The 26456-nt window shown below is 31.0% G+C and carries 24 protein-coding genes; 3 read left to right on the plus strand and 21 right to left on the minus strand.

The features are described from left to right. Positions 1 to 25: 25 nt before the first annotated feature. The 3 genes from C4N20_RS03620 to miaB are packed head-to-tail and all read right to left on the minus strand — an operon-like array spanning position 26 to position 3655. Complete coding sequence (locus C4N20_RS03620) at positions 26 to 1081, minus strand: M23 family metallopeptidase (protein WP_005980781.1); 1056 nt, start codon at positions 1079 to 1081, stop codon at positions 26 to 28. After that, entirely contained in the window at positions 1071 to 2327 is a 1257-nt protein-coding gene (gene rho / locus C4N20_RS03625; protein WP_005980779.1) for a transcription termination factor Rho, read from the minus strand. Before rho ends, C4N20_RS03620 begins: the two co-directional genes overlap by 11 nt. A gap of 17 nt (positions 2328 to 2344) precedes the next feature. Then, positions 2345 to 3655, minus strand: a complete 1311-nt coding sequence (miaB, locus tag C4N20_RS03630) for a tRNA (N6-isopentenyl adenosine(37)-C2)-methylthiotransferase MiaB (protein WP_005980777.1) — start codon at positions 3653 to 3655, stop codon at positions 2345 to 2347. A gap of 294 nt (positions 3656 to 3949) precedes the next feature. Here miaB and C4N20_RS03635 point away from each other — a divergent pair, with 294 nt between their 5' ends. Continuing rightward, complete coding sequence (locus tag C4N20_RS03635; RefSeq protein ID WP_005980775.1) at positions 3950 to 4624, plus strand: MmcQ/YjbR family DNA-binding protein; 675 nt, start codon at positions 3950 to 3952, stop codon at positions 4622 to 4624. Between the two features lie 119 nt (positions 4625 to 4743). Here C4N20_RS03635 and C4N20_RS03640 read toward each other — a convergent pair whose 3' ends face one another. The 9 genes from C4N20_RS03640 to C4N20_RS03680 form a co-directional block, all read right to left on the minus strand. After that, positions 4744 to 5409 carry a 3-oxoacid CoA-transferase subunit B gene (locus tag C4N20_RS03640; protein ID WP_005980773.1) on the minus strand — a complete coding sequence of 222 codons (666 nt, stop codon included), beginning with the start codon at positions 5407 to 5409 and terminating at the stop codon, positions 4744 to 4746. A 17-nt stretch (positions 5410 to 5426) separates the two neighbouring features. After that, entirely contained in the window at positions 5427 to 6074 is a 648-nt protein-coding gene (atoD, locus tag C4N20_RS03645; protein WP_005980771.1) for an acetate CoA-transferase subunit alpha, read from the minus strand. Between the two features lie 21 nt (positions 6075 to 6095). Further along, positions 6096 to 6752, minus strand: a complete 657-nt coding sequence (locus tag C4N20_RS03650; protein WP_005980769.1) for an N-glycosylase/DNA lyase — start codon at positions 6750 to 6752, stop codon at positions 6096 to 6098. A 7-nt stretch (positions 6753 to 6759) separates the two neighbouring features. Next, complete coding sequence (locus tag C4N20_RS03655; RefSeq protein WP_005980767.1) at positions 6760 to 8139, minus strand: short-chain fatty acid transporter; 1380 nt, start codon at positions 8137 to 8139, stop codon at positions 6760 to 6762. A 142-nt stretch (positions 8140 to 8281) separates the two neighbouring features. Then, on the minus strand, positions 8282 to 9718 hold the full coding sequence (locus tag C4N20_RS03660) for a sensor histidine kinase (RefSeq protein ID WP_005980765.1): 1437 nt from the start codon (positions 9716 to 9718) through the stop codon (positions 8282 to 8284). Continuing rightward, positions 9715 to 10380, minus strand: a complete 666-nt coding sequence (locus C4N20_RS03665; RefSeq protein WP_005980763.1) for a response regulator transcription factor — start codon at positions 10378 to 10380, stop codon at positions 9715 to 9717. Before C4N20_RS03665 ends, C4N20_RS03660 begins: the two co-directional genes overlap by 4 nt. Positions 10381 to 10407: 27 nt before the next feature. After that, positions 10408 to 10986: a metal-sensing transcriptional repressor gene (locus tag C4N20_RS03670; protein WP_005980762.1), complete on the minus strand. Its 579-nt coding sequence runs from the start codon at positions 10984 to 10986 to the stop codon at positions 10408 to 10410. 15 nt (positions 10987 to 11001) lie between these two features. Next, positions 11002 to 13473 carry a heavy metal translocating P-type ATPase gene (locus tag C4N20_RS03675; RefSeq protein WP_005980760.1) on the minus strand — a complete coding sequence of 824 codons (2472 nt, stop codon included), beginning with the start codon at positions 13471 to 13473 and terminating at the stop codon, positions 11002 to 11004. After that, the gene (locus C4N20_RS03680; protein ID WP_005980758.1) at positions 13473 to 13670 is read right to left on the minus strand and encodes a heavy-metal-associated domain-containing protein; all 198 of its coding nucleotides are present in this window, start codon (positions 13668 to 13670) and stop codon (positions 13473 to 13475) included. The genes C4N20_RS03675 and C4N20_RS03680 overlap by 1 nt, the downstream gene beginning before the upstream one ends. 494 nt (positions 13671 to 14164) lie before the next feature. Here C4N20_RS03680 and C4N20_RS03685 point away from each other — a divergent pair, with 494 nt between their 5' ends. Then, positions 14165 to 14893: a glycerophosphodiester phosphodiesterase gene (locus tag C4N20_RS03685; RefSeq protein ID WP_005980755.1), complete on the plus strand. Its 729-nt coding sequence runs from the start codon at positions 14165 to 14167 to the stop codon at positions 14891 to 14893. Positions 14894 to 14925: 32 nt separating this feature from the next. Then, on the plus strand, positions 14926 to 16287 hold the full coding sequence (locus C4N20_RS03690; protein WP_005980753.1) for an alanine/glycine:cation symporter family protein: 1362 nt from the start codon (positions 14926 to 14928) through the stop codon (positions 16285 to 16287). 118 nt (positions 16288 to 16405) lie between these two features. Here C4N20_RS03690 and C4N20_RS03695 read toward each other — a convergent pair whose 3' ends face one another. The 9 genes from C4N20_RS03695 to C4N20_RS03735 form a co-directional block, all read right to left on the minus strand. Beyond that, a complete protein-coding gene (locus tag C4N20_RS03695; protein WP_005980749.1) occupies positions 16406 to 17587 on the minus strand; it encodes a MalY/PatB family protein in 1182 nt (393 codons plus the stop codon). A gap of 17 nt (positions 17588 to 17604) precedes the next feature. Continuing rightward, positions 17605 to 19140 (minus strand): maltose/glucose-specific PTS transporter subunit IIBC, encoded by a 1536-nt coding sequence (gene malX, locus C4N20_RS03700; protein WP_005980747.1) that lies wholly within the window; start codon positions 19138 to 19140, stop codon positions 17605 to 17607. 174 nt (positions 19141 to 19314) lie between these two features. After that, positions 19315 to 21090, minus strand: a complete 1776-nt coding sequence (locus C4N20_RS03705; RefSeq protein ID WP_005980745.1) for a BglG family transcription antiterminator — start codon at positions 21088 to 21090, stop codon at positions 19315 to 19317. Between the two features lie 170 nt (positions 21091 to 21260). Beyond that, positions 21261 to 22361: an SIMPL domain-containing protein gene (locus C4N20_RS03710; RefSeq protein WP_005980743.1), complete on the minus strand. Its 1101-nt coding sequence runs from the start codon at positions 22359 to 22361 to the stop codon at positions 21261 to 21263. A gap of 174 nt (positions 22362 to 22535) precedes the next feature. After that, the gene (locus tag C4N20_RS03715; RefSeq protein WP_005980741.1) at positions 22536 to 22925 is read right to left on the minus strand and encodes a hypothetical protein; all 390 of its coding nucleotides are present in this window, start codon (positions 22923 to 22925) and stop codon (positions 22536 to 22538) included. Positions 22926 to 22935: 10 nt separating this feature from the next. Continuing rightward, complete coding sequence (locus C4N20_RS03720; protein WP_005980739.1) at positions 22936 to 23745, minus strand: undecaprenyl-diphosphate phosphatase; 810 nt, start codon at positions 23743 to 23745, stop codon at positions 22936 to 22938. 14 nt (positions 23746 to 23759) lie between these two features. After that, positions 23760 to 24758 carry an ADP-glyceromanno-heptose 6-epimerase gene (gene rfaD, locus C4N20_RS03725; protein WP_005980737.1) on the minus strand — a complete coding sequence of 333 codons (999 nt, stop codon included), beginning with the start codon at positions 24756 to 24758 and terminating at the stop codon, positions 23760 to 23762. Positions 24759 to 24783: 25 nt separating this feature from the next. Continuing rightward, complete coding sequence (locus tag C4N20_RS03730) at positions 24784 to 25614, minus strand: PHP domain-containing protein (protein ID WP_005980735.1); 831 nt, start codon at positions 25612 to 25614, stop codon at positions 24784 to 24786. An 88-nt stretch (positions 25615 to 25702) separates the two neighbouring features. Continuing rightward, on the minus strand, positions 25703 to 26443 hold the full coding sequence (locus tag C4N20_RS03735; RefSeq protein ID WP_005980733.1) for a hypothetical protein: 741 nt from the start codon (positions 26441 to 26443) through the stop codon (positions 25703 to 25705). Between the last annotated feature and the right edge of the window lie 13 nt (positions 26444 to 26456).

The following is a 26456-nucleotide window of genomic DNA, read 5'->3' on the forward strand; positions in this document are numbered from 1 at the left end:
TTAAAAAACAGGACTTTTCTTATTTTTATTTTCTTGTTAAGTAACTCATAGGGTTCTCTGTTTTACCATTTTTTCTAACTTCAAAATGAAGGTGAGGTCCTGTCACTCTTCCAGACATTCCTGTTTTCCCTATTAATTCACCTTTATTAACATTCTGCCCAACTTTTACACCAATTTTATCTAAATGAGCATATCTAGTTTCATAACCATTAGAATGTTTCAGTATTATTATTTTTCCATATCCATTCATATATCCAGCATAACTTACTTTTCCAGTTTGAGCTGCACGTAAAGGTACATATCTTGCTTTTAAGTCTACTCCTGCATGGAATATATATCTTTTTAACACTGGATGGAATCTACTTCCATATGGACTGCTTACTCCTTTATATTCAACTGGGAATCTAAATCCTGCACTTGCAGTTACTGTCACTCCACCTCTTCCAGAATTAGCAAGAACTCTTACATCAGGATTTTTCAGGAAAATATCCTGTCCAACTTTAAGACTTTTTGCATCTACATCATTAAAAGCAGTTATATCATCAAGCTTCATTTTAAATTTTGAAGCTATCTTAGATAAAGAATCACCTTTTTGAACTTTATAAAATATTCCATTTTCAGAAACAATAGTTAATTTCTGCCCTATTTTTAAATTTTTTACAGAAACATTAGGGTTATTAGCAAGAAGCATAGTCATAGTCATCCCATTTGCTTCAGCTATTTCAGAAATTGTATCTCCCTGCTTGACTACATATTCGCTTTTTACAGGCAGCTTTTTTTCAGGTGTGACAACCTGATCAATAACTGTTTCTCTAATTCCTTCTTTATCTGTTTCAGAACTTCCTTCATCTTTTTTATCAAAACCTAATGGTTTATATTCATTTGCAAAATTATATTCTTTTTCAAATGTATAAAAACTATCTTTAAGCAGAGCTACTCCACCATTTTGTTCTTCAGTAGCATCATAATAATCTGTAAACTTCTTTAAATCCACCACTTCCTCTTTGAAAGGACTGGCAAGCTCTATTCCAAAATAAAAAACAACTGCTAATATTATAAAAACTTTTATTTTAGATTTCATTTTTAGTCCTCTTCTCCCCTTTTTCATAAAATTCTAAAAGCTTTTTATTGCTTTCTGTATTGAGTATGGTGTCTATAAGTTTTCTCGAAGCTGTGGCCCTGTCATACTGTGCCAAATATCTTCTTATACTCCAGATACTTTCTAATTCATTCTTTGGTATTAGAAGTTCCTCTTTTCTAGTTCCTGAACGCTGAATATCTATGGCTGGAAATATTCTTAATTCAGCTAGATTTCTGTCTAAATGTATATCACAGTTTCCTGTTGACTTAAACTCCTCATATATTATATCGTCCATCTTACTTCCTGTATCTACAAGAACTGTTGCTATAATTGTAAGACTTCCTCCCCCTCTTATATTTCTGGCAGTTCCAAAAAAATTCTTAGGATAATATAATGCTGTTGGGTCTATTCCTCCTGATATTAATTTTCCGCTTGAAGGAATAACTATATTATATGCTCTTGCAAGCCTTGTTAGAGAGTCCATAAGTATAACTATATTTTCTCCGTTTTCTACTTTTCTTTTTGCTCTTTCCAATATCATCTCTGTGACTTTTATATGATTTCTTGGGTCTTCATCAAATGTAGAAGCGAATACCTGTGCTCCTATTACTGATTCTTTTATATCTGTAACTTCTTCTGGTCTTTCATCTATCAGAAGTATCCATACTTCTGTTTCTTTATTCTGCTCTATCATTGAATTTGCTATACTGCTTATAAGCATAGTTTTTCCAGCTTTTGGAGGAGCTATTATCAAAGCTCTCTGCCCTTTTCCTATTGGTGCAACAAGGTCTATTATCCTTCCTGAAACATTTTTTCTGTCAGTCTCCAGAATAAATCTCTCAGTTGGATAAGCTGGTACAAGATCCTCAAATGGTACTCTTGACTCAGCAGCTTCCAGCGTTCCGCTGTTTACTAACAGCACTCTTCTTAGAGCATAGTTTTTTTCATCTCCAGAAGGTTCTCTCACCTCTCCAACTACTATATCTTCAGTTCTTAATTTAAATTTTCTTACTTGCGAGGCTGATACATAGACATCTTTTTCTACACTGGTATTTCTCAAAAATCCATAACCGTCAGGCAGAACTTCCAAGCTTCCCCAAGCAATATCTAATCCTTCTTTTTCTTCAATATCTTTTTCTATCAATTCTTTCAGTTCAGATTTTTTTATTCCATTTTTATATTCTATCCCCAATTGCTTTGCTATTTCTTGAAGTTCTTTTAAAAGAAATCTATCCAACTTATCCATATTCACCTCAGTTAATTTTAGTCTACAATATCACCATATAAAGTCCATGTTTTGCAATCATATATCTTTACATTTACAAAAGTTCCCTCTAAGGCTTTATCTCCTTTAAAAAGAACTATTTTATTAGTTGAAGTTCTTCCAGTAAGAACATCTTTATTCTTTCTGCTTTCTCCTTCTACTAAGATTCTCACTGTTTTACCCATATAAGTTTCACTTTCTGCTAATGAGCAGCTATTTTGAACTTCTATTAATCTCTGAAGTCTCTCTTTTTTAACTTCTGAGTCTATCTGTTCATCCATCTCAGCCGCTTTTGTTCCTTGTCTTATTGAGTACATAAACATAAATGAATTTTCAAATTGTATTCTTTTTACTACATCTAAAGTATCTAAGAAGTCTTCTTCAGTCTCTCCTGGGAATCCAACTATTATATCAGCAGTCAGAGCTACTCCAGGTATTCTTTCTTTTATTTTTTCAGCAAGAGCTATATACTGCTCTTTTGTATATCCTCTGTTCATCATTTTCAAAATTCTTGTAGAACCTGATTGCAATGGAAGATGCAGTGATTTTGCTATCTTATCATTTTTAGCTATAACATCTATTACTTCATCTGAAAAATCTCTTGGGTGAGGAGAAATAAATCTTACTAAGAAATCTCCTTCTACTTTGCATATTTCTTCTAAAAGTTTTGCAAAGTTGTCTCCATTTTTAAAATCTTTTCCATAAGAATTTACATTTTGCCCTAAAAGTATTATCTCTTTATATCCTTTTTCTGCATATTGTTTTACATCGTGTATTATTTCATCTAAAGGTACTGATCTTTCTCTTCCCCTTACATAGGGTACAATACAATATGTACAAAAATTATTGCATCCATAAGTTATTGAAATTGAAGCTGTTTTCTTCGAATCAAAGTCAGCATCCAATCTTGGAGGCAATTCATCTTCACAGTCAGTATAAATGACATGTTTATTTGTTTTATGTTCTATGTCATCTATTGCCTGAGGTATTCTTCCTATATTTTGATTTCCCATTATTATATCTATCTGAGGGAATTTTTTTAGTAGTTCTTTTCCCTGCTCCTGAGCAAAACATCCAGTAATTCCTATGATGCTTCCTCTTCTTTCTTTTATATGTTTTAGTTCTCCTAATTTTCCATATATTTGTGTTGCTGCTCCTTCTCTTACTGTACATGTATTAAGAAAAATTGCGTCTGATTCCTCTATATTTTCAGTTATTTCATATCCTATATTTTGAAAGATTTTCTTTATCTTAGCACTTTCATTTACGTTCATCTGACATCCATATGTTATAATCGATGCTTTTTTCACTCTATTCCTCCTAAAACTATTGCTGCTTATGTCTATTTTTTATTATAACAATTTTTTTACTGTTTTACAAACAATAAAATAAAAAAAGTATTATCTTTTCATAATAATTACTCAGATTTTTTCTGAACAAAAGAATATTAGGACAACCTTTTAAATTTTATCATTTCTTTATGACCTGAATGTGTCAAAAGCTTTTATCAAATAAAAAATTTCTTGAAGATTTAAATAAATATTCTTCAATGTTGTTATGTGCATTATGAATGATATAATATAAAAAAAGGAGATGATAAAAGCATGATTTATCAAGGAAAAATATTTAATAATCGAAAAATTGTAATCAGCCATTTATTAGCATATGGCTTTGTTAAAAAAGATGAACAATATATTTACTCAATAAATTTAATGGAAAACTCTTTTAATTTAAATGTAATTATAAAAGAAACAAATGAAATAGAGATAAAAATTATAGATATAGAAACTAATGATGAGTATACTCCAGTTTATGTCCAAAGTATAAATGGAGGATTTGTTGGAAAAATACGAAAAGAATATGAAGCAATACTTAGTGATATTGTTGAAAAATGTACAATAAAAGATATATTTAAAAGTGATTATGCAAAAAAAATTATAAAATACATTGCAGAAAAATATAAGGATGAACCTGAATACTTATGGGATAAAACTCCAAACAATGCAGTTTTTCGTGAAAAATCAACTGAAAAATGGTATGCAGCTTTATTAGAAGTTGAAAAAAGTAAAATTGGGATAAATGAAGAGGGAAAAATTGAAATTATTGATTTGAAAGCAGCACCAGATAAAATATTTTCTCTTGTGGATAATGTCAATTATCTTCCCGGCTACCACATGAACAAAAAACATTGGTTTACTATTAAATTAGATGGTTCTATTTCAATTAAAACAATTTATACATTGATAGATGAAAGCTTTAATATTATTAAGAAAAAATAAATTTTAATTTTTTTATTAAACTTAATCATCTATAATTTTTGCATTATGGGAAATAATTAAAAGAAAAAATCTCCCTTTTAAATAATTCTAAAAGGGAGACTCATATCAAACCTACTCAATTAAAGTGATAAGATTTTTACATCATCAGCAACTTTTAATTCTGCTCCTGTTGATGCTTTTATATCTTCGATTGAAGAATATGGACTTACTTCAATAAGAAGTAATCCTTCTGGAGTTACTTTTATAACACCTTTTTCAGTGATTATTAAGTTTACTTGTCCAGCAGCTGTTAATGGAAGATCACATTTATCAAGGATTTTTACTGCTCCTTTAGCTGTATGTTCCATAGCAACTATAACTTCTTTAGCTCCAACTACAAGGTCCATAGCTCCACCCATTCCCGGAACCATTTTTCCAGGAACCATCCAGTTTGCTAGGTTTCCTTCTTTATCTACTTGAAGAGCTCCAAGAACAGTAGCATCTACGTGTCCTCCTCTTATGATTCCAAATGAAGTACAAGAATCAAAGAATTGTGCTCCTGGAAGAACAGTTACAAACCCTGCTCCAGCGTTTACTATATCTTTATCTTCTTTTCCAGGTTCTGGAGCTGGTCCTACTCCAATAATTCCATTTTCTGATTGGAACACAACCTCTATTCCTTCTGGTACATAGTTAGCTACTAGAGTAGGAAGTCCTATTCCTAAGTTTACTACATATCCATCTTTAAATTCTTGTGCAACTCTTTTTGCAATATATTCTCTTACTAATTTTTTATCTAATTCCATTTCTTGCTTCACCTCTCCTATTTAACTATGTAGTCTACGAATATTCTAGATGTCATTACATGATCTGGGTCGATTTCTCCCACTTTTACTAATTTTTCTGCAAAAACTATAACTGTATCTGCTGCTGTTGCCATCATTGGGTTAAAGTTTTTAGTTGTTTTAGCATAAATAACATTTCCTAATTCATCAACCACAGAACCGTTTAAAAGTGCTACATCAGCTCTTAGAGGTTTTTCTAAAATATATTTTTTTCCATCTACTGTAATAATTTCTTTTCCTTCTTCAACAATAGTTCCTATTCCTGTTGGTGTTAAGATTCCTCCAAGTCCATTTCCTCCAGCTCTTACTCTTTCAGCTAATGTTCCTTGAGGTGCTAATTCAACTTCCATTTCACCAGTCTGCATTCTTCTTCCAGTTTCTGGGTTTGTTCCGATATGAGAAGCAATTACTTTTTTAACTTGATTGTTAACAACAAGTCTTCCAATTCCTCTGTCTGGGAATCCTGTATCATTACCTATAACAGTAAGGTCTTTTACACCTTTAGCTACTAAAGCATCTATTATTTTTTCTGGTGTTCCTACTCCTAGGAATCCTCCAATAAAAACTGTCATTCCATCTTTTACATGAGATACAGCTTCTTCCATTGAAACTAATTTGTTTTTCATTTTGCCCTCCTAACACTTTTTTTATTTAAATATTTCTCCGGCTTCCTTGTACCATAGAAGTAAATCTAAACTATCCATAGATATATCTATATAATCACAATAAGCTTTCATCTTTTCTTCGATCTCTAAATATAATTTAGGAGTCAGAGATTTGGGAATTTCTTCCAACACTTCTAATTTTACTAAATTTTTCAGGATATGTCTATCTAAAATCGAAATTTTCTTTCCGAATCCGACGTTTCTCAGAAAATGACTGGCTTCTTTATAGGCCATCCCTTTAATATTTTTTACTATCCATTCTCTCTTTTCATTTACATCAGAAATACTTTCGAAAAAATCTTTTGTTACTATTTTTCCGTTTTTATCTTTCATCTGTTCCCTGAGAGTAACAAGATATTTTGCTTTATTATTTTTAAATCTTACTATATTTAAATATTCCACCATCTCTTCAGCAGTTCCATTAAATAAAAGTCCGTTATCTCTAAGAGTTGTAATAGCCTTCCATGCATTTACTGCTTTAGACTGAGGTGTAAGGATACAGAAAGAAAGCTCTGTATGAATCTCCTCATTGCTTCCTTTCTCCCATACATTCTTAAAATCTTTTAATCTTTTTTCTATTTCATCTTTTTTTTCTTCGTATATTTTTTTTATTTCATAAAAATATTCATTTTTTTTCATTCTATACCTAGAACAACAAGAATCCTGCTGAGATAATTACTCCTGAACATAGAAGTACTATCAGACAGTATCCCATGATATCTTTAGCCCCTAGTCCTGCTATACCTAAAGCTGGTAAAGCCCAGAACGGCTGAATCATATTTGTCCAAGCATCTCCCCAAGCAATAGCCATAGCTGATTTTGCTGTAGTTACACCTATAGCAACACCTGCCGGCATTACAATTGGAGCTTGAACTGCCCATTGTCCTCCTCCAGAAGGTACGAAGAAGTTTACTATTCCTGCACTTAAGAATGAGAATAGTGGGAATGTTTTTGGTGTAGAAATATTTACGAAGAAATTAGACATTAATATAGCCAATGATGAACCATCAGCATTTGCTCCTGTCATGATACCCATAATTCCAGCATAGAATGGGAATTGTAAAAGTATTCCTGCTGCCCCTTTAGTTGCTTCACCAAAGGCATTTATGAATTTTCTAGGTGTTCCATGAAGGATGATTCCTGTAAATAGGAATATAAAGTTAACTAGGTTAAGGTTAAGATTGAATCCTTTAGTAACAAAATATTGAAGGATATAAGCCCAACCCATAACTCCTAAAATTATAGAAACAACTTTACTGTTTTCTATTTTTTCAGCTGGAGTCATATTTTCACGAATTAAAACTTTTTCTTCAGGTTCTTCCAATAATTTTGGATCAACAGTAACAACTTCATTTTCAGCTGGATACATAGCTCTGTTTACTAATGGAAGCATTATGATAAGTGCTCCAAGAATAAATAAGTTCATTGGTGAAAATATAGTTAAACTTGTTGGAATATTTTCAGTTACAGCACCAGCAGTTTGTTTAGAAAGAGCTGCAACACTGTCACTTGCCACTTGTAAAGGAATAGATCCAGATAATCCTCCATGCCACACTAAGAATCCTGTGTAAGCTGAAGCTATAAGAAGTCTGTAGTCTACACCTTTTACTTTTTTAGCTATTTCTTTTGCAAAAATAGCTCCTATAACCAATCCAAATCCCCAGTTCAATATACATGCTATAGTAGAAACTAAAGTTACTACAACAATAGCCTGTCTCGGACTAGATAATTTAGATGCCATATTTGATAATATCTTTTTAAATACACTTGAGCTAGCCATTGTATGTCCAGTTACAAGCACTAATGCCATCTGCATTGAGAATGCCAGTAATGACCAGAATCCATTTGTCCAGTGACCAATAACTCTCATTGGTGATTGTTTAGTGAAAATAACTGCTCCTGCAAATACAATAAATGTCAGCATTGCACAGAAAATATATGGATCTGGCAAATACTTTTGCATTAAAGAAACACAGAAAGATGTAAATCTTTTAAATGCTCCTTGTTTAGTTTGTTGATTGTTCATTTCTTTCCTCCCTCATAATCTTTAAATTTGAAACCGAAATTTCCTATTATAAGTATATACTCATCACTATCCAAAGTCAATATATTTAATCACATCTATGACACGATTGGTCCACAATACGTGAAATGCCTCTATTATTTATTTATACTTTCTCTGCTTCCAGTGCTTCATCATCATAAACATCTTTTATATCCTCAGCTTTTTTAGCCAACTCAAACCAGAAGTTTACAACTTTATCTTCAGAAAAATATACTCCAAATTTACTCTTATGATTTTCAAGTATCCCTCTTACAATAGACAGACCTAATCCATGCCCGTCTCTGTCTCTAACTTTATCTAATCTATAGAATGGTGTCCAGATACTGTCCAAATCCCCTTCTGTCAATCGATCTGTTTCATTACTTACAATTATTCTTTCCTTGTTTCCAAGATCTTCTGTACTGATAATTACATCTCTTTCTCCAGAAGAATATTTAAGAGCATTTACCACAAGATTATCCAATACTCTTTCAATATATTTTTCATCACATAAAACAAAAATTTCCTTGCTTCCATTATAAATTATTTTCTTGTATTTAGAAGAATATTTGTCTCTTATATCCTTTATCATAGGATAAAAATTAACTTCCTCTATATCCATTTTAAAATATCCTGATTCCATTTGTGATATAAGCAGAAGCTCTTTAACAAGAGAATCCATTTTCAAACTTTCTTCCATAATGACTTCACAATAGAAATTTTTATCCTCTTCATTTGCAACATTTTCTACCAGTCCCTGAGCATATCCTTGTATTATTGATATAGGTGTTTTCAGTTCATGGCTGACACTTGCTATAAATTCTTTTCTTAATTTATCCAATCTTTTCTCATTTTCAATGTCTATCATAAGCTTCTTATTGACTTTGTTTAGCTCGTCTATACTTTTTTCCAGTGTTTCTCCCATTCGGTTAATAGAATAACCTAGTTCTCCAATTTCATCCTTGCTGTCTTTTTCAAACTTCCTGTTGAAATCAAGTTCTGATATTTTCTGAGTTATCTCTTTTATTTCCAGTATAGGATCAGTCATTTTTTTAGAAAATATAAAGGACATGGATGACCCTATTATCAGAGCCAGTACAATTATTAAAAGGTGATATCTTGTAGATATCTCTAGTCCTTCCTGAATAAAACTTAGAGGCGTTATTATCTCAATATACCTGTCACTTCTGTAAGGCATAAAAAGTATTAGGACTTTTCCTCTATAATCAAGAAGAGTTATTTCTTCAAAAACATATTCGTTACCTTTAAGTTTTTCTGCTATGCTGTCTATTTCACCTTTGGAAAGTATTGATTCTGTCTCCAGTCTGTAAAGTTCTTGATTTTTTTTTATAAGTATGGCAACATTTGAATGCATTTCAAGATTTTGAAAATCTATGACATATTTAGGATCGACAAGTATTTTTCCCAGTTCTACAAGTTTTTCTTTCTTGTTTTTTATATAGAATTTTTCCAGATATATACTATTTGTTACTAATAATCCTAGAATTATCATAACTACTACACTGAACATCAGGAAAAATATCTTCCATCTTATCTTCATTTGTCTCCCTCGAATTTATATCCAAATCCTCTTACTGTCTGAATAAAATTATCTCCTATTTTCTTTCTCAATCTTTTTATATGTGTATCTACAGTTCTTGAATCACCAAAGTAATCCCATCCCCATACTGAGTTCAAAATCTTTTCTCTGGACAGAGCCAGTCCTTTGTTCTCTATAAAGAAATATAAAAGGTCATATTCTTTAGGAGTTAGCTCCAGCACTACATCCCCTAATTTTACTTCTCTCTTAGAAGTATCAATAACAAGATCTCCAAATTCTAAATATGTTTTATCTACTATTTTCCCATCTCTTCTCAGCAAGGCTTTTACTTTTGCTACTAACAATTTAGGATTGAAAGGCTTTATCATATATTCATCAGTTTCAAGTTCAAATCCAAATAACTGATCACTTTCATCAGCTCTAGCTGTAAGCATGATAATAGGAACCTGAGATTCTTCTCTTATTTTTCTGCATACACTCCAACCATCTATTTTCGGCATCATTATATCCAGAATAACAATATCATATGTAGTCTGGAAAAAGAGTTCAAGTCCCTCTTCTCCGTCTCCAGCTTCATCTACACTATATCCTTCTCTCACAAGGTAATCCTTTATGAGCTTTCTTATTTTCCATTCATCATCTACTACGAGTATCTTTTTCATAAAGCCCCCCAATCAAAAATCTTTTCCTTACTTAATCATTTTATTCAAAGTGTATAAAAGTTCTGTGATGACTCTGTCTTCATTTCCTGATTTTATATCCCTTACTATACAATTTTTTATATGTGATTCAAGTACTAATTTTGACACTCCATCAAGTTCTCCTTTTACTAGAGATATCTCATTTAATACTTCGTTGCAATGTTCTTCTTCTACAAGCTCTTTTATCTTTCCTACCTGTATTTCTATCTTTTTTATCATTTCAGGCAGATCTTCCTTTATTTTTTTACTTGTTTTATCAATCATTTTATTTAGTGTCTGTACAAGTTCAGAGATTATTTCATCTTCAGCTCCTGCTTTTATATCATTGACTACACAATTTCTTATGTGAGATTCAAGTATTAATTTTGACACTCCATTTAAGGCAGATTTTACAGATGATATCTGATTAAGAACATCATCACATCCGACTTTATTACCAAGCATTTTTCCTATTCCTCTTATTTGTCCCTCTATCCTGTTTATCCTCGCTTCTAATTTCCTTTTGAATGCTGGACATTCTTTGCTCATACATTCGTCAGATATGCAGGTTCTCTTTAGCTTCTCCATCTTTGATCCCCCTTGTTACTGCTTTTTAAAGTTTTTAAGCCTCAATGCATTAGTTACTACTGAAACAGAACTCATAGCCATTGCTCCTCCTGCTATCATAGGATTCAAAAGATGTCCTGTGAAAGGATAAAGCACTCCAGCAGCTATTGGTATTCCTAAAGTATTGTAAATGAAAGCCCAGAATAAATTTTGCTTTATATTTCTTATAGTAGCATTGCTTAAATCCATTGCTGTAAGTACATCTTTTAGATTTCTCTTCATCAATACAATATCTGCACTTTCCATAGCAATATCAGTTCCGCCTCCTATAGCTATTCCTACATCAGCTTGTACCAAAGCTGGAGAGTCATTTATTCCATCTCCTACCATAGCTACATTATATCCTTCTTCCTGTAATTCTTTTACTTTCAAATATTTATCTTCTGGTGTTACTTCAGCAAATATCATATCTATTCCAACTTGTTTTCCTATTGCTTCAGCTGTTATCTTATTATCTCCAGTAATCATCCCAATTTTATATCCTTTTTCTTTCAATTCTTTGATAGTGTCCACAGCTTCTTCTTTCATTACATCAGCAACTGCTATTATACCTAAGAATTTTCCATCTATAGCCATATACATTGGAGTTTTTCCTTGTGATGCCAGTTCATCCAATTCTTTTTTCATAGTTATTTCTATATTTTTAGCTTTCATCAGTTTGACATTTCCTATCAAAACTTCACTTTCTTCTATTTTACCATATACTCCCTGTCCAGTTATAGAAATAAAATCATTTACTTGTGGAAATATAAGTCCTCTATTTTTTGCCTCTTCTACAATAGCCTCTCCTAATGGGTGCTCTGAGTGTAATTCAAGAGCTCCAGCTATTTGTAAAGTATCATTTTCTTTGTACCCTTCCATAGTCAAAATATCTGTAACTTTTGGTTTTCCTTCTGTCAATGTTCCTGTTTTGTCAAAAACTACAGTATTTACTTTGTGAGCTTTTTCCAGAGCTTCTCCAGATTTTATCAATATTCCCAATTCTGCTCCTCTTCCTGTTCCTACCATTATAGCTGTAGGAGTAGCAAGTCCTAATGAACATGGGCATGCAATTACCATTACAGAAATAAAAATAGTAAGTGCAAAGATAGAAGGAGTATTATTTATTTCTACAATACCACGACTTCCTAGATAATACCAGATAATTCCTGCTGCTGTTGCTATAATCATTACTATTGGAACAAAATAAGCTGATACCTTATCTGCTATTTTAGCAATAGGAGCTTTTGAACCTTGAGCATTTTCTACCAGTTTTATTATTTTAGATATCACAGTATCTTTACCAACTGCTGTTGCCTCTATTTTAAGACTTCCATTTTTGTTGATACTTGCACCATAGACTATATCTCCTGCTGCTTTATCTATTGGAATACTCTCTCCAGTAAGCATAGATTCATCTACTGTACTGTTTCCATCTATTACTTTTCCATCTACTGGGATACTTTCTCCAGGTTTTACTAAAAGAACCTCGCCTTTTTCAACTTCTTCTATATCTACCTGTACTATCTCGCCATTTCTTACAAGGTTGGCTTTTTTGCTTTTTAAACTCATAAGTTTTTTTATAGCCTCTGAAGTTTTTCCTTTACTTACACCTTCCAGATATTTCCCTAAAAGTATAAGAGCAAGAATAACTACTGCTGATTCATAGTATAGAGAATGTACATAATGATAATTCCCTTCTGCTATCTTAAAAGTTCCATAAATACTATAAAGCAAAGCTGATCCTGTTCCTGTAGCTATCAAAGAATCCATACTTGGACTTCTCATAAATAATTGTTTAATTCCTACAGTATAGAATCTTCTTCCTATATATACCACTGGCAGAGCAAGTATAAACTGTATAATTGCAAAATTCAGTGGATTGATATCAGGTGAAATAATAGAAGGAACTGGAAGTCCTACCATTGTTCCCATTGCTATGTAAAAAACAATAGCAGAAAAAACAATTGCTATTTTAAATTCTAAAAACTCCCTTTTTAGATGTTCTTCCTTTTCTTTGTCCTTTAGGTTTTCAGAAGATTCCTCATGCTTTGTTCCAGTATATCCCATTTTTTTCATTACTTCAAGGATTTCTGAAAGTTTAATAACATCTGAATCATAAACAATTTTTCCTCTGCTGTTTGCTAAGTTTACTATTACTGATTTTACTCCATTAAGCTTTGAAACTTTTTTTTCTATTTTATTAACACAGACCTGACAGCTTATTCCGTCTATATCTAGCTCCACATCTTTCAAGTCTGATTCTTCTTCTATTTCATATCCTAATTTTTTTACAACTTCCATTATTGTCTCATCTTTCAATAGAGATTCATCATAATCCACTGAAAGTTTTTCTGTAGAAAGATTTACTACGGCTTCTTTCATTCCATCTAATTTAGATAGTTTCTTTTCTATCTTATTGACACAAACTTGGCAGCTCACGCCGCCAAGCTGATAACTCTTTTTCATTATTCCTCAACCTCATATCCCGCATCATCCAGCGCTTCAACTATTTTTTTAAAATCATATCCCTCTGGGATATCAACAGATGCTTCTCCAATTTTTACATCTAACAATTCTACTCCATCTAATCCCTCTAAAGCTTCCTTTACATGTGCCACACATTTCTGACAACCCATTCCATCTATTTTTATTACTTTTTTCATAAATTATCCCTCCTGATTTTTCATTATAGGGTATACCCCTATTTCATAGTAACTCAATTTTATATAAAAGTCAATATGTTTTAATGAATTTTAACCATATACCCCTATATTAACCTTCAGAAAAAATTAAATTTTATTTTTTCACTATTCTATATTAATTATTTGAAATATGTTGTTATTATCCTCTTATTTTTTTATTTTTATATAAACTTTAATTAAGAAAAATAAATTTTAAAACTTTATTTTTGTTTCAATTTGCTCTATAAATTTTATTTTTATTTTTGACAAATTTGATTCTTTTTGGTACAATTTCAATCATTAAGTATTAATTTAATATGTTGGCGGAGAAAAGTGAAAGCTAAGATAAATCTATGGAAAGCCATGGACTTATTTTAGTTTATTTTTTTTGTAAAAATATTGTAAAAAAACTGGTAAAAATTTGAAAAATATATTATTATCTAAAAGGTGATTTTTAAGAATTGGAGGAAGATAAAATGACAAAGAATTTTGCTCATAGAGGATTTAGTGGAAAATACCCTGAAAATACCATGCTTGCTTTTGAAAAAGCTATAGAAGCTGGTGCTGATGGAATAGAACTTGATGTTCAGCTCACTAAAGATGGAGAGGTAATTATTATCCATGATGAAACAATAGATCGTACTACAGATGGAAAAGGATTAGCAGCAGATTATACTTATGAAGAGTTATGCAGATTTGATGCTTCATTTATCTATCGTGGTCAAATGGGATTTAATAAGATTCCTACACTGAGAGAGTATTTAGAACTTGTAAAAGATAAAAATATTGTAACTAACATTGAACTTAAAACAGGAATTCTTGAATACATTGGTATTGAAGAAAAAGTATGGGAACTTATACAGGAATATAAATTGGAGAAAAAAGTTATAATATCAAGCTTCAACCATTACAGTATCCTTCGTATGAAAAAAATAGCTCCTGATTTAAAATATGGACTTTTATCTGAAACTTGGTTTGTAGATGCTGGTAAATATACTCATGAGCTAGGTATTCAATGCTACCATCCTGTTCACTATAATTTAGTTCCTGAAGTTATAGAGGAAATCAAAAAATATGGAATAGAAATAAATACATATACTGTAAATAAAGAAAAAGATATGCGTTATCTTATTGAAAAAGGAATAGATATTATCATTGGAAATTTTCCTGATCTGGCAGGAAAAATAATTAAAGAATATAAATAAATTTTTATATAAAAACACTGGGAGGAGTTAATATGGACCAATTTGAATTTCTATTGGAGAGAATCAATGGAATAATATGGGGAAAATGGCTTGTTTTTATTTTATTGGGACTTGGAATACTTTATACTTTTACAAATGGTTTTATCCAAGTAAGATACTTTGGGTTTATCATGAAGAAAACACTTATTGAATCTTTTAAATCTAGAAATGAGGAAAAAGGTGAAGGATCTATCCCTTCTTTCAAAGCAATGATGGTAACTCTTGCTGGAAATGTAGGTGGAGGAAATGTTGTTGGTATAGCTACTGCTATCACTGCTGGTGGTATGGGTGCTGTATTCTGGATGTGGGTAGCTGCATTTTTCGGAATGGCTTTGAAATATGGAGAAATCGTTCTTTCTCAGCTGTATCGTGGAAAAGACTCAGAAGGAAATATCTTGAGTGGACCTATGTATTATATCAGAGATGGACTGAAAATGCCTTGGCTTGGAGTAGTTATTGCTGTACTTATGTGTACAAAAATGATGGGAGCAAACCTTGTTCAGTCTAATACTATTGCTGGAATTTTAAATTCTAACTACAATATTCCTACTTATATTACTGGAATAATTTTGATCTGCCTCCTAATGGCTATTACTCTTGGAGGACTAAAAAGAGTTGCTAATATAGCTACTGCTCTTGTTCCAATAATGTCGATTTTCTATATATGTGCTGGAATTTTAGTTATTTTATTAAATGCACATCAGGTTCCTGCTATATTTGCTACTATTTTCAGAGAAGCATTTTCTTTAAAAGCTGCTGCTGGAGGTACTGGTGGATATGTTATGGCAAGAGCTCTTCAATATGGTATCACTCGTGGTATGTATTCTAATGAGGCTGGAGAAGGAACTGCACCTTTTGCCCATGGTTCTGCAATAGTTGAACATCCTTGCAGAGAGGGAATTGCTGGTGTTACAGAAGTTTTCCTAGACACTATCATAGTTTGTACTATCACAGCTCTTATTGTTGGAGTTACTGGACTTTACAAAACAGATACTCCTGGTTCTGTTATGGCTATTGAAGCATTTGGTACTGTATGGTCACCATTGAAGCATGCTGCAACATTATCTTTATTGATTTTCTGTTTCACTACTTTAATGGGACAATGGTTCAATGCTGCTAAAAGTTTTACTTATGCTTTTGGTCCTGAAGTAACTGCTAAATGCAGATATGTGTTCCCTTTCCTATGCATTATTGGATCAATCACTAAAATCAGCCTTGTTTGGACTATTCAAGACTTGGCTATGGGATTAGTTGTTATTCCTAACATGATAGCATTGGTTGTTTTATTCCCTAAAGTTGTTGAGCAGACTAAAGATTATTTCTCAAATCCAAAATTTTATCCGGGAGATAAATAACTAACAATAAAAATGGATGTCTTCTAATATAAACATAATTTAGAAGTCATCCGTTTTTTATTTTATATTTATGTAAAAGAAAAAAGGGCTTAAACCCTTTTTTCAATATACAAAAAGATTATTTTTTTATACTCAGTATGTGATTTACTGCCTTTTCTATTCTCTGTAACCCATCTTCTACTTTTTTAATAGAGCATCCTACATTAAGCCTCAAGAAGTATCTTCCCTCTTCTCCGTAAGTCAGTCCCGGCATTATTGCTACTCCCCCAATATCAATAAGATGCTTTTGAAACTCTTCATTTGAAATCCCTAATCCTGAAAAATCTATCCATGCAAAATATGAACCTTGTGGAATTTCACATTTTAATAATGGAATATTTTTTTCCAGATACTCTTTTACATATTTTATATTATTTTCTGTATATTTTACCAGTTCATCTACCCAGTATCCACACTTGTCATATGCTGCTATTGTAGCTATTACTGCAAGTATTGAAGGTGATGAAAGAGCATCTCTATTTTTTAATATTCTTAAAAATTCATCTCTGTCACTTTGATTTGTTATAAACAGATATGATCCGCACAATGCTGGTATATTAAAAGTTTTTGAAGCTGATGTACATAAAACTATATTATCTATATAATCTCCTGCCTGTGATAAAATAGGTTTATGTTTCCCTCTATAAATTATATCCATATGTATCTCATCTGAAATTATGAAAACATTGTACTTTTTACATATCTCTATCATTTTTTTTAGTTCTTTTTCAGTCCATACTTTACCAGTAGGGTTATGAGGACTACATAAAAGAAATATTTTTGCTTCTTTGCATTTAGATTCAAAATCATCAAAATCTATTTCATATCCATTTTCAACTTTTTTCAATGATGAAGTGAGAAGTTTTCTCTCATTATCTCCTATCACTTTAAAAAATCCGTCATATCCCGGAGTATTTATCAACACTCCATCACCTTTTTTAGACTTCATTTCAATAAATTTTGATACTGCATAGATTACGCTCGGGCTGTATACTATCCACTCTTTATCTATCTGAAAATCAAATCTTCTGTTATACCATCCCTCAATGGAATTTTTAAAATCATCATGATTCCATCTGCTGTATCCAAATATTCTGTGATTTATTCTTTTTATAAGAGCATCTACTATCTCTTCTGGAGATTCCAGATCCATATCTGATATAGTGAAAGGAAGAAGATCATCCTTTCCGAATCTGTCTTTTACATAATCCCATTGAGTACAGTAAGTCCCTCTTCTATCCTTTACTTCATCAAATCTCATTATTCTCACCATTCTGATTATTTTTTCATTAATTTTTCTAATTTATTTTTTACAACATGTACTTGAGGTCCTATTACTACCTGAAGATTTGTATCATCTAATTTTACTACTGCTATTGCTCCAGTTGCTTTTATTTCATCTGAATCTACAACTGACATATCTTTTACAACCATTCTAAGTCTTGTGATACAGTTATCAAGAGAAACAATGTTATCTTTTCCACCTAGAGCTTTTAACATTCTTTCTTCATCATATCCACCTAATTTTACATTATCTCCTTCAGTTATAGCTTCTCTTCCTGGAGTTTTTAAATTAAATTTCAATATTGCATATTTGAATACTGTATAATAAACTGCAAACCACACAGCACCTACTAAAAGAACTAAGTACCATTTTGTTCTTGTTCCCTGTAATACTCCAAATACTATAAAGTCTATAAGGTTTCCATCAGTATTTCCAATTGCTACTTTTAATATTCCCATCATCATAAATCCAAGTCCAACCATGATACAGTGGAAAACATATAAAACTGGTGATAAGAAAAGGAATATAAATTCTAACGGCTCTGTTATTCCACCAATTACACATGCTACAAGTCCAGAAGCAAGAAGTCCTTTTATTTTTTTTCTGTTTTCAGGTCTTGCAGTATTATATATTGCTAAAGCTATTGCTGGAAGTCCAAACATATATGAAGGCATTTTTCCTTGAGAAAGGAATTTTGTTACATTAGGATCAAGTATTCCATCAGCAAACTGTTTGTAGAATATTGTAAGAGCTCCTGAAACAACCTCTCCGTTTACTACTGCCTCTCCACCAGCTGGTGTAAATCTTATCATAGCAACTAATATATGATGTAATCCAAATGGTCTTAGCAACCCTTCTCCAGCTCCAAAAAGGAATGGTCCGAAAGCTCCAGCTTTTCCTATCATTTTTCCTACACCCATAATCATATTATTAAAGAAAGGCCAGATGAATGGAATTAATAAACTGATAACTCCAACTATTACTGCTGTAGCAATAGGTACAAATCTTGCTCCACCAAAGAATGCAAGTGCATCAGGAAGTTTGATTTCGCAGTATCTGTCATGAATTTTATAAACGATTATACCGATTAAAACTCCACCAAGAACTCCTACATCAATACTTTGAATACCAAGAACCATAGACTGCCCTGCTGCTTTCATATTTTCAGGTGTAGCTAAAGTCCCAGTTGCTTTTAAGAAGAAGTTAACTGATAAGCTCGACATAGCAAATCCCACATATCCAGAAAATGCTGCTACCCCTTTATCTTGTCTAGCAAGTCCTAATGGTATAGCCATTGCAAACATAACTGGTAAATTTGAAAATGCAAATGAACCTATTGTTGCCATAAATTCAAAGAATATTTTTAGAATAGGATTCTTTAAAAATGGAAGTATTTCAGCTGTTACTGAACTTGCAAATGAACTTCCTATCCCTAACATGATACCACAAGCTGCTAATAGTGATACTGGCAGCATAAATGTTTTTCCTAATCCTTGAAAAAATTCCCAAAAACTAACTTTTTTATTCATCTTTTCCTCCAAAGTCTTTTATTTTATAGCTATTATATCTCAATAAACTCCTAAAGTTAATATACATACTTTTTCATATTTTTTTGAAAAAAAGTTTTACCATAAAATTATATAAAAAAGAGACAGCTACTACAGATCATTCTAATCTATTTCAGCTGTCTCCTATTTATTTTTTTATTCTTTTAAAAGTTTTTTTATTTTATTTCTTATATCATCAGATTTTTCCAATCCAATTATTTCATTGAGAAGTTTTTTCTTCTCTATCAATCTTATTAATTCAGATATAACTTTCAAATGTTCTATTTTGTTTCTGGCTGCAAGAAGAAATAAGATATCTGCATCTTCCTCTTCATCTACTTTTATTCCTTGTTTTGAAACTATAAGAGTTATTCCCGGCTTCAAACAATTTTCTTTTTCCTTGTCATAACAAAATAATATTCTTTTATCTATGAAGAGATATCTTCCAAATTTTTCTACCATATCCTTTAGATTATATATACTCTTCTCCTTTATACATTTTTCTTTCAATAAAATATTCAGACCAGTTTCTAAAGCTTCACTGAAAGTTATTCTCTCATGGGAAACATATATACGATTTCTTCCTAAAAGTCTTATCAATCCATAGTCTGTCTCTTCTTCTCTGTCATCATCTATAAACATGCCAAATTTTTCTTTTATATCCTCAGCTAAAAGGTCGTCATCTACATCCCTTGCATTTTGCTGTACCAATTTTAAAAGCTCTTTTAAAGATATTTTTTTATTTTTTTTCTGCTCTAAATATTCCTCTATATATTTTGAAACATAGAATATCTCTTCATCTCTCAATGGTTCTTTGAGATGATGCTGGTTTTTCTCTGCAATCTCTTTTACCTTATTAAAAATTTCTATATTTATTTCATTAAAATCAAGAGATTTATTTAAATAAAAATTATTCTTTATTCTATAAATAGCTGGAAGAAGATACTTCAAAAGTTTATCTATTAATTCTCTCTCTTTAAGAAGATTTGTTTTCATTTCCATATCTAGATTTTCCAAAACTTTAGAAATGAATCTTTCCAATATGAGAATATTCTCAGAAAAAGTATCATTATAAAATCCACTCAAAAAATATTCTGTAAGATGGAGCATTTCATATTCTTGATTTTTGTCTATAACTTTTTCAAGAACCTCCTTTATTTTCTTATACTCTTCAAGTTTTCTTAAAAAATCACTGTTATTTTTTTGTGTAATTATATGTCCATTTTTTATTCTTTCAAATGTAGCTATAAAATATATTGCTATTATATTTTTAAATTCGTTGGTAAAGTGAGCTTCAAGTTTTTCCTCTATCTCATCAATTACATCAGCTATTTTTTTTACATCATATCCTTTTACATACTCAGCTATTACTTTTTGCTCCTCTTTCTCACTGAGATACTTTTTCTTTATAAAAGCTATCTCTCTATTTTTTATCTCAATATGATCCAACATTTTTAATAATTTTAAATGTCTTAACTTTTTTTCTTTTCCTGCTATATCCATTTTATTTTCATCTCTATGGAAATAAAGTTCAAATTCAGCAAGATAATTTTCTAAATCTTTGATATCCTTTTTTATAGTGGTTCTGCTGACTTTTAAGTCTGCTTCCATCTCTGATATTTTTACATTATCTCTAAACAGATAATTTATAAGAATATATTCTTCTCTTTCTTCTTGAGAAAAAACATACATACTCATATCTAAAGCCTCTACAAATTTTTCAAGTTCAATATCAGTTATAGAAAATTCAAGATTTCCTTTTTTTATCATTACTTCTGGAAGCTTCATTTTTTTAAGATAAAAATTTATATTTTCTACACTGTATCTTATATTTCGTTCGCTGACATTATATTTTTCTGCCAGAGAACTTATAGGGAAAATATTATTATTTATTTTTTCTAAAAGTTTTATATCTTTTCTATTTAAACTCATATTTTTCCCTCCATTATATAATTTATATCTATATATTAAAGCATTTTTTGAAACTTAGCAAGCTTAAAAAAAAGAAAGAGATTGACTAAAAAACTAAAATAAATTTTAGAAATCTGAAAAAATTCTAAAATTATATTTCTAGTAGTTATAAGTCAATCTCAAATCTTATTTTATTTAACTTTATTTATGATATCAAAACTTGCTGACACTCTCGCTGTTATCTTCATTTCCTGAGCAGTTGAAAATGGTATATCTGTAGAGTCTGAATCTGCTTGACTTACAAAATATTTAGCATTAACTCTGTTTTGATTCATCATAACAGCTGGAGCTGGAACAGGAAGATAATCTCTTCCACTTTGAGTTCTGTCCCAAACAGTTACATCTCCAAGTTCATAACCTCTGTTCTTTATTATAACCTTTGCTTTTTCATACAAATTATTCATAGCTTTTTCATAAGCTTCCATTGTAGCTTTATCCCTTAATTCTTCAGAAATATCATAAGTCATACTTCCCGGATTTTTTATTCTAAGAGTTTCACATTTTTTCAGTAATTTTCCCATATCTACTGATGAACTCATTTTTACTTTAAAAGCATGAGTTATTGTATAAGTTTTTTTCTTCTCAGTTTCCTTTGTTTCCTCTACATTATAGTTGAATATAGACACATCCTGAACTCCTAATTTTTTCAATGATGATTCTATTCTGTCATACTTTTCTTTTGCAAGTTTTCTCGATGTTTCTCTATTTTTATCAAATGATTCTATCACAAAATAGAAGTTTTTCTTGTAGTCGCTGTTTATATTTTTAAGCTCTATAATATTTTCTTTGCTCAGTATATCTGTTGCTGGATAGAATTTATCATTTTCCATAGTAATAATTACCTGAAATGTTGTTTTATATATATTTGATTTTTCATCTTTTAATTTTTCTTCTACCTTTTCTCCTTTAGCATATCTTGAAGTTTCAATATCATTTTCTTTTACTCCTATTGAAAGAAGATATTTTTTCAGATCATTCATAGACTTTGCATTTTCTTCTGAAGCTTTCTCCAATGTATCAGCCTCTGTCATAAGTTCAAAATTTGTAATTATTATATCTGGCTTCACTGTTACTTCTCCCACCCCAGATACATCATTTATCTTTCCAGTTACAATATATTCCTTTCCATACTGTAATCTTTCTCTTTCCAACCCGTTATCTTCTCCCGGAGCTGAATAAACAGCACTAGTTAAAAGAAGAGCAAACAATATCATTAAAGTTTTTTTATACATAACTACCCCCTATTTCAATTCAAAATACAATAAAAATTATCTCAGTCTATTTTTTAAAATTATATCTAAATTTTATCATCTTTATATACATATTACAAATACAATAAATATTATATATAAATAAAAAGGGAAACTACAAAACAAATGAAATGTTTTTAGCTTCCCCAATATTTATTATTTTATATTTTTAAGTATATTTTCTCCAGCTTTCACCTGTTCATCAAGATGTCTGCCGAATTTATAAAGCTGATAATATGTTCCAATAGTAGGAGTTCCTTTTCTTATACTTCCTATATGAAACTCTATCATCTCTTTGGAATTTTTCATTCCATTAGATTTAAAAGCTTTATACATTCCTGTTAATTCTTTTATTTCATTTTTTGTTTCTTCTGATATCTTTTCATCATTCAGAAGAGTATCAAACTTTTCCATATTTTTCTCATAAAATGTAGAATAGTTTTTAAATGATGAGATATTTGCCTGTTTAAAATATGATACTCCTATAAAGTTAATCAAAGCTGCTGCTATAAAAACAGCAGACAGTATAGAAATCAATTTTTTCATCAGATCACTCTCACATAAATATAAAGAACAATACTACTATTCCTAATACTATTCTATATATTCCAAAAGAAACAAAATCTCTTTTTTTGATGTACTGCATAAACCATCTGATAACAAGATATGCCACAACAAAAGAAACTACAGAACCCACTCCTAATAACTGCCATTCAACAGGAGAAAATTTAAGCCCGTTTTTCATAAGCTTTAGCAATGTAGCTCCAAACATAGTTGGTATTGCTAAAAAGAATGAAAATTCTGTTGCTACTCCTCTTGAAAGCCCTAAAAGCAAACTTCCTATGATAGTTGCTCCTGATCTTGAAGTTCCAGGAATCATAGCAAGACATTGGAAAAGTCCAACTGTAAATGCTGTTTTGTATCCCAATTTTTGAAAGGAATCTATATGAGCTGTTCCTGTATAGCATTTCTCTACAACTATAAGTATTATTCCATAAAATATCAGTGTCATAGCTACTACCACTACATTTCCCATAAAATATTCAGAAATATAGTCATCCAAAAGAAGTCCAATTACAGCAGCTGGAAATACTCCAACCACTACCTTTGCCCAAAGTCTGAATCTCTGCACAAATACTTCCTTCTCTCTTACAAAAGGATTTATATCCTTCCAAAAATATATTACCACTGCAAGTATTGCCCCAAGCTGAACTATTATTAAAAAACTATCCATAAAATTTTTAGAGAAAAAACTGCTGTTTATAAATTTTTCCACTAATATCATATGCCCTGTACTGCTTACAGGAAGAAACTCTGTCATCCCTTCTACTATTCCTAGAATTATGACAATCAAAAATGGATTCATCTAATTTTTTCCTCCTATAAGTATGGATCTTCTTTAGCCATATAGTTCTGTACATAATCCTTTACTCCATCTTCTAATGAATGAAATTTTTTTACATATCCTGCTCTTCTTAATTTTTCCATAGTTGCCTGAGTGAAATATTGATATCTTCCTCTCAAATCCTCTGGCATAGGTACAAACTCAATTACTTCTTCCTGAGCAAGTTCAGGATTATTTGATGCTGCTCTCATTGTAGCCATAGATAAATCCAAGAAACTTCTAGCTTCTCCTGTTCCTATATTATATACTCCAGATTCTATTTTTTCTGTCAATAAGAAATACAGAACATCTACTACATCTTTCAAATAAACGAAATCTCTTAGCTGTTCCCCATCTTTATATCCCTCTTTATGCGATTTAAAAAGTTTTACTCCACCATTTTCTTTGTACTGGTTGAATGTATGGAATACCATTGAAGCCATTCTTCCTTTGTGATATTCCTGTGGTCCATATACATTAAAGAATTTAGTTCCTGCCCATTGTTTTGGAGCTATTTTTTGTTTAAATGCCCAGTCGTCAAATATTTTTTTAGAATATCCATATTTATTTAAAGGCATAAGTTTTTTTAACTCTTCAGGTGTTACATCATCATTATATCCAAGTTCTCCAGCTCCATAAGTTGCTGCTGATGAAGCATAGACATAATTTATCTGTCTTGCAGCACAAAATTCCCACAATTTTTTGCTGTATCCATAATTGTTTGACATAAGGTAGTCTCCATCTTTCTCTGTTGTTGCAGAGCAAGCCCCCATATGTACTACTCCTGTTATTTTTTCAGCATTTGCAGGATTTGAAAGCCATTCAAAAAGATCATCTCTATCCACCCAATCAGCATAATCTCTTTTTCTTAAATTAAGCCATTTCTCTTCTGTTCTGAATTTATCAACTACTATAATGTCATTGATTCCCATTTCATTCAGCTTCCAGACAAATGCACTTCCAATCATTCCAGCTGCTCCAGTTACTATAATCATAAGTTCCTCCCATATATTCAAAAAATTATCTGCTGTTTCTTTCTTTTATCAATCTGAATTGTGAATATTCCAATCCAGTGTCTCCTATATCTACACCTTCTCTGTTAGCTCCATGGAAATCTGATCCTCCAGTTACTAAGAGAGAATGTCTTTTTGCCATTTTCTTATATTTTCTTTTTTCTGCTGGAGTGAAAGTACCATAAATTGCTTCCAGTCCTCCAAGCCCCAGTTTTTTAAGTTCTGATATCATATTTTCTAAAAGCCCATCATTTTGTGTAATCAGCTTTGGATGAGCCATAGATATAAAAGCTCCATTTGCATGAAGCATTCTTACTGCTCTCTCTGGTGGAAAATTTTCTTTTGGAATATATGCTGCTTCATTTTTTCCAAGATACTTTTCAAAAGCATCATTTTTAGAAGCAGCTGCCCCTATCTCTACTAGATAGTTTGCTATATGGACTCTGCTAATAATATTTCCAGGTGCCATATTTTTAACCTTTTCCATATCCATCACTATACCACATTTTTCTAATTTTTCCACTACTTTTTTATTTCTATTTTCCCTTGCCTTTTTTAATTCTTCCAGTTCAGCAAGAAATTCCTCATCTTCGAGATTAAGAAAATATCCCAGTATATGCACTTCCAAATTATCAACATTACATGATATTTCTATTCCTTGTATAAATTCTATTCCCACTTCATCAGCAGTTTTTTTACCCTCTGCCAGTCCATCTACTGTATCATGATCTGTTATAGCTATTGTTTTCATACCAAATGATTTTGCTCTTTTTACAACTTCCTCTGGTGTGAAAGTTCCATCAGAAGCTATTGTATGTATATGCATATCCACTTCCATAAACTCTCACCTCTTGTATATTTAGTAAAGAAAGGCGTCTATTTTCCCACAGACGCCCCACCTTTTTGTTATATTATTCTTTTATTTATTAGTTATCCCATTTATCCAATTTTGAGAAATATTCAGGGTAAGCAATATATAATGCTTTAGCATTTATATTATTTTTTTCTATAGCAGTTTTATTATCTTTTGCATTAATATTAGCTATTTTTATCATTCTAGCAGAAACTTCTCTGTTGTACCATACTTCTGTAGAGAAGAATTCATCTCTTTTGATGAATTTGTTAAGAAGTTTTCTTAACTGCTTAGTATCTTTTTCATTTAGATCTGTTTGTTTTGAAAATGCAACTATTTTATTCCACTCATCTTCAGTAGCAACTACATCTTTAATATGATTAGATGGATTTTGCATTCTAACAAATGATTCTCTTACCATTCTATCAACTAATCCTTTTGGATCTTTGATATTTTCATTTTCCAAGAAGAATTTTCTAGGCATTTTTTTATTATATTTTGTTACTAAACCTAAAAATTGATCGTACTCATCATCAGTTATCTCAGTTACATCTTTTTTCTCTAATGACAATAAGAATTGGAAATCCTTTTCACTCATTTTTCCAGTTTTTCTCAAATACATAATAGGATTTTCGTCTCCATACCAGTCTTCAATAAGTGCTTCTCCCTCAATAACGTTGATTATAGTTTTATCCCATTCTTTAGCTGAAGCTTTTGTTATGTTGTATTTTTGTTCTAAAGAGCTTCCTTTTTCCATAGAGCTACAAGAAATAAAAAACATTGAAATCAATAAACCTAAAAATAACTTTTTCATTTAGTTCCTCCTA

The organism is Fusobacterium ulcerans, from assembly GCF_003019675.1.
GTDB classification, from domain to species: Bacteria; Fusobacteriota; Fusobacteriia; order Fusobacteriales; family Fusobacteriaceae; genus Fusobacterium_A; species Fusobacterium_A ulcerans.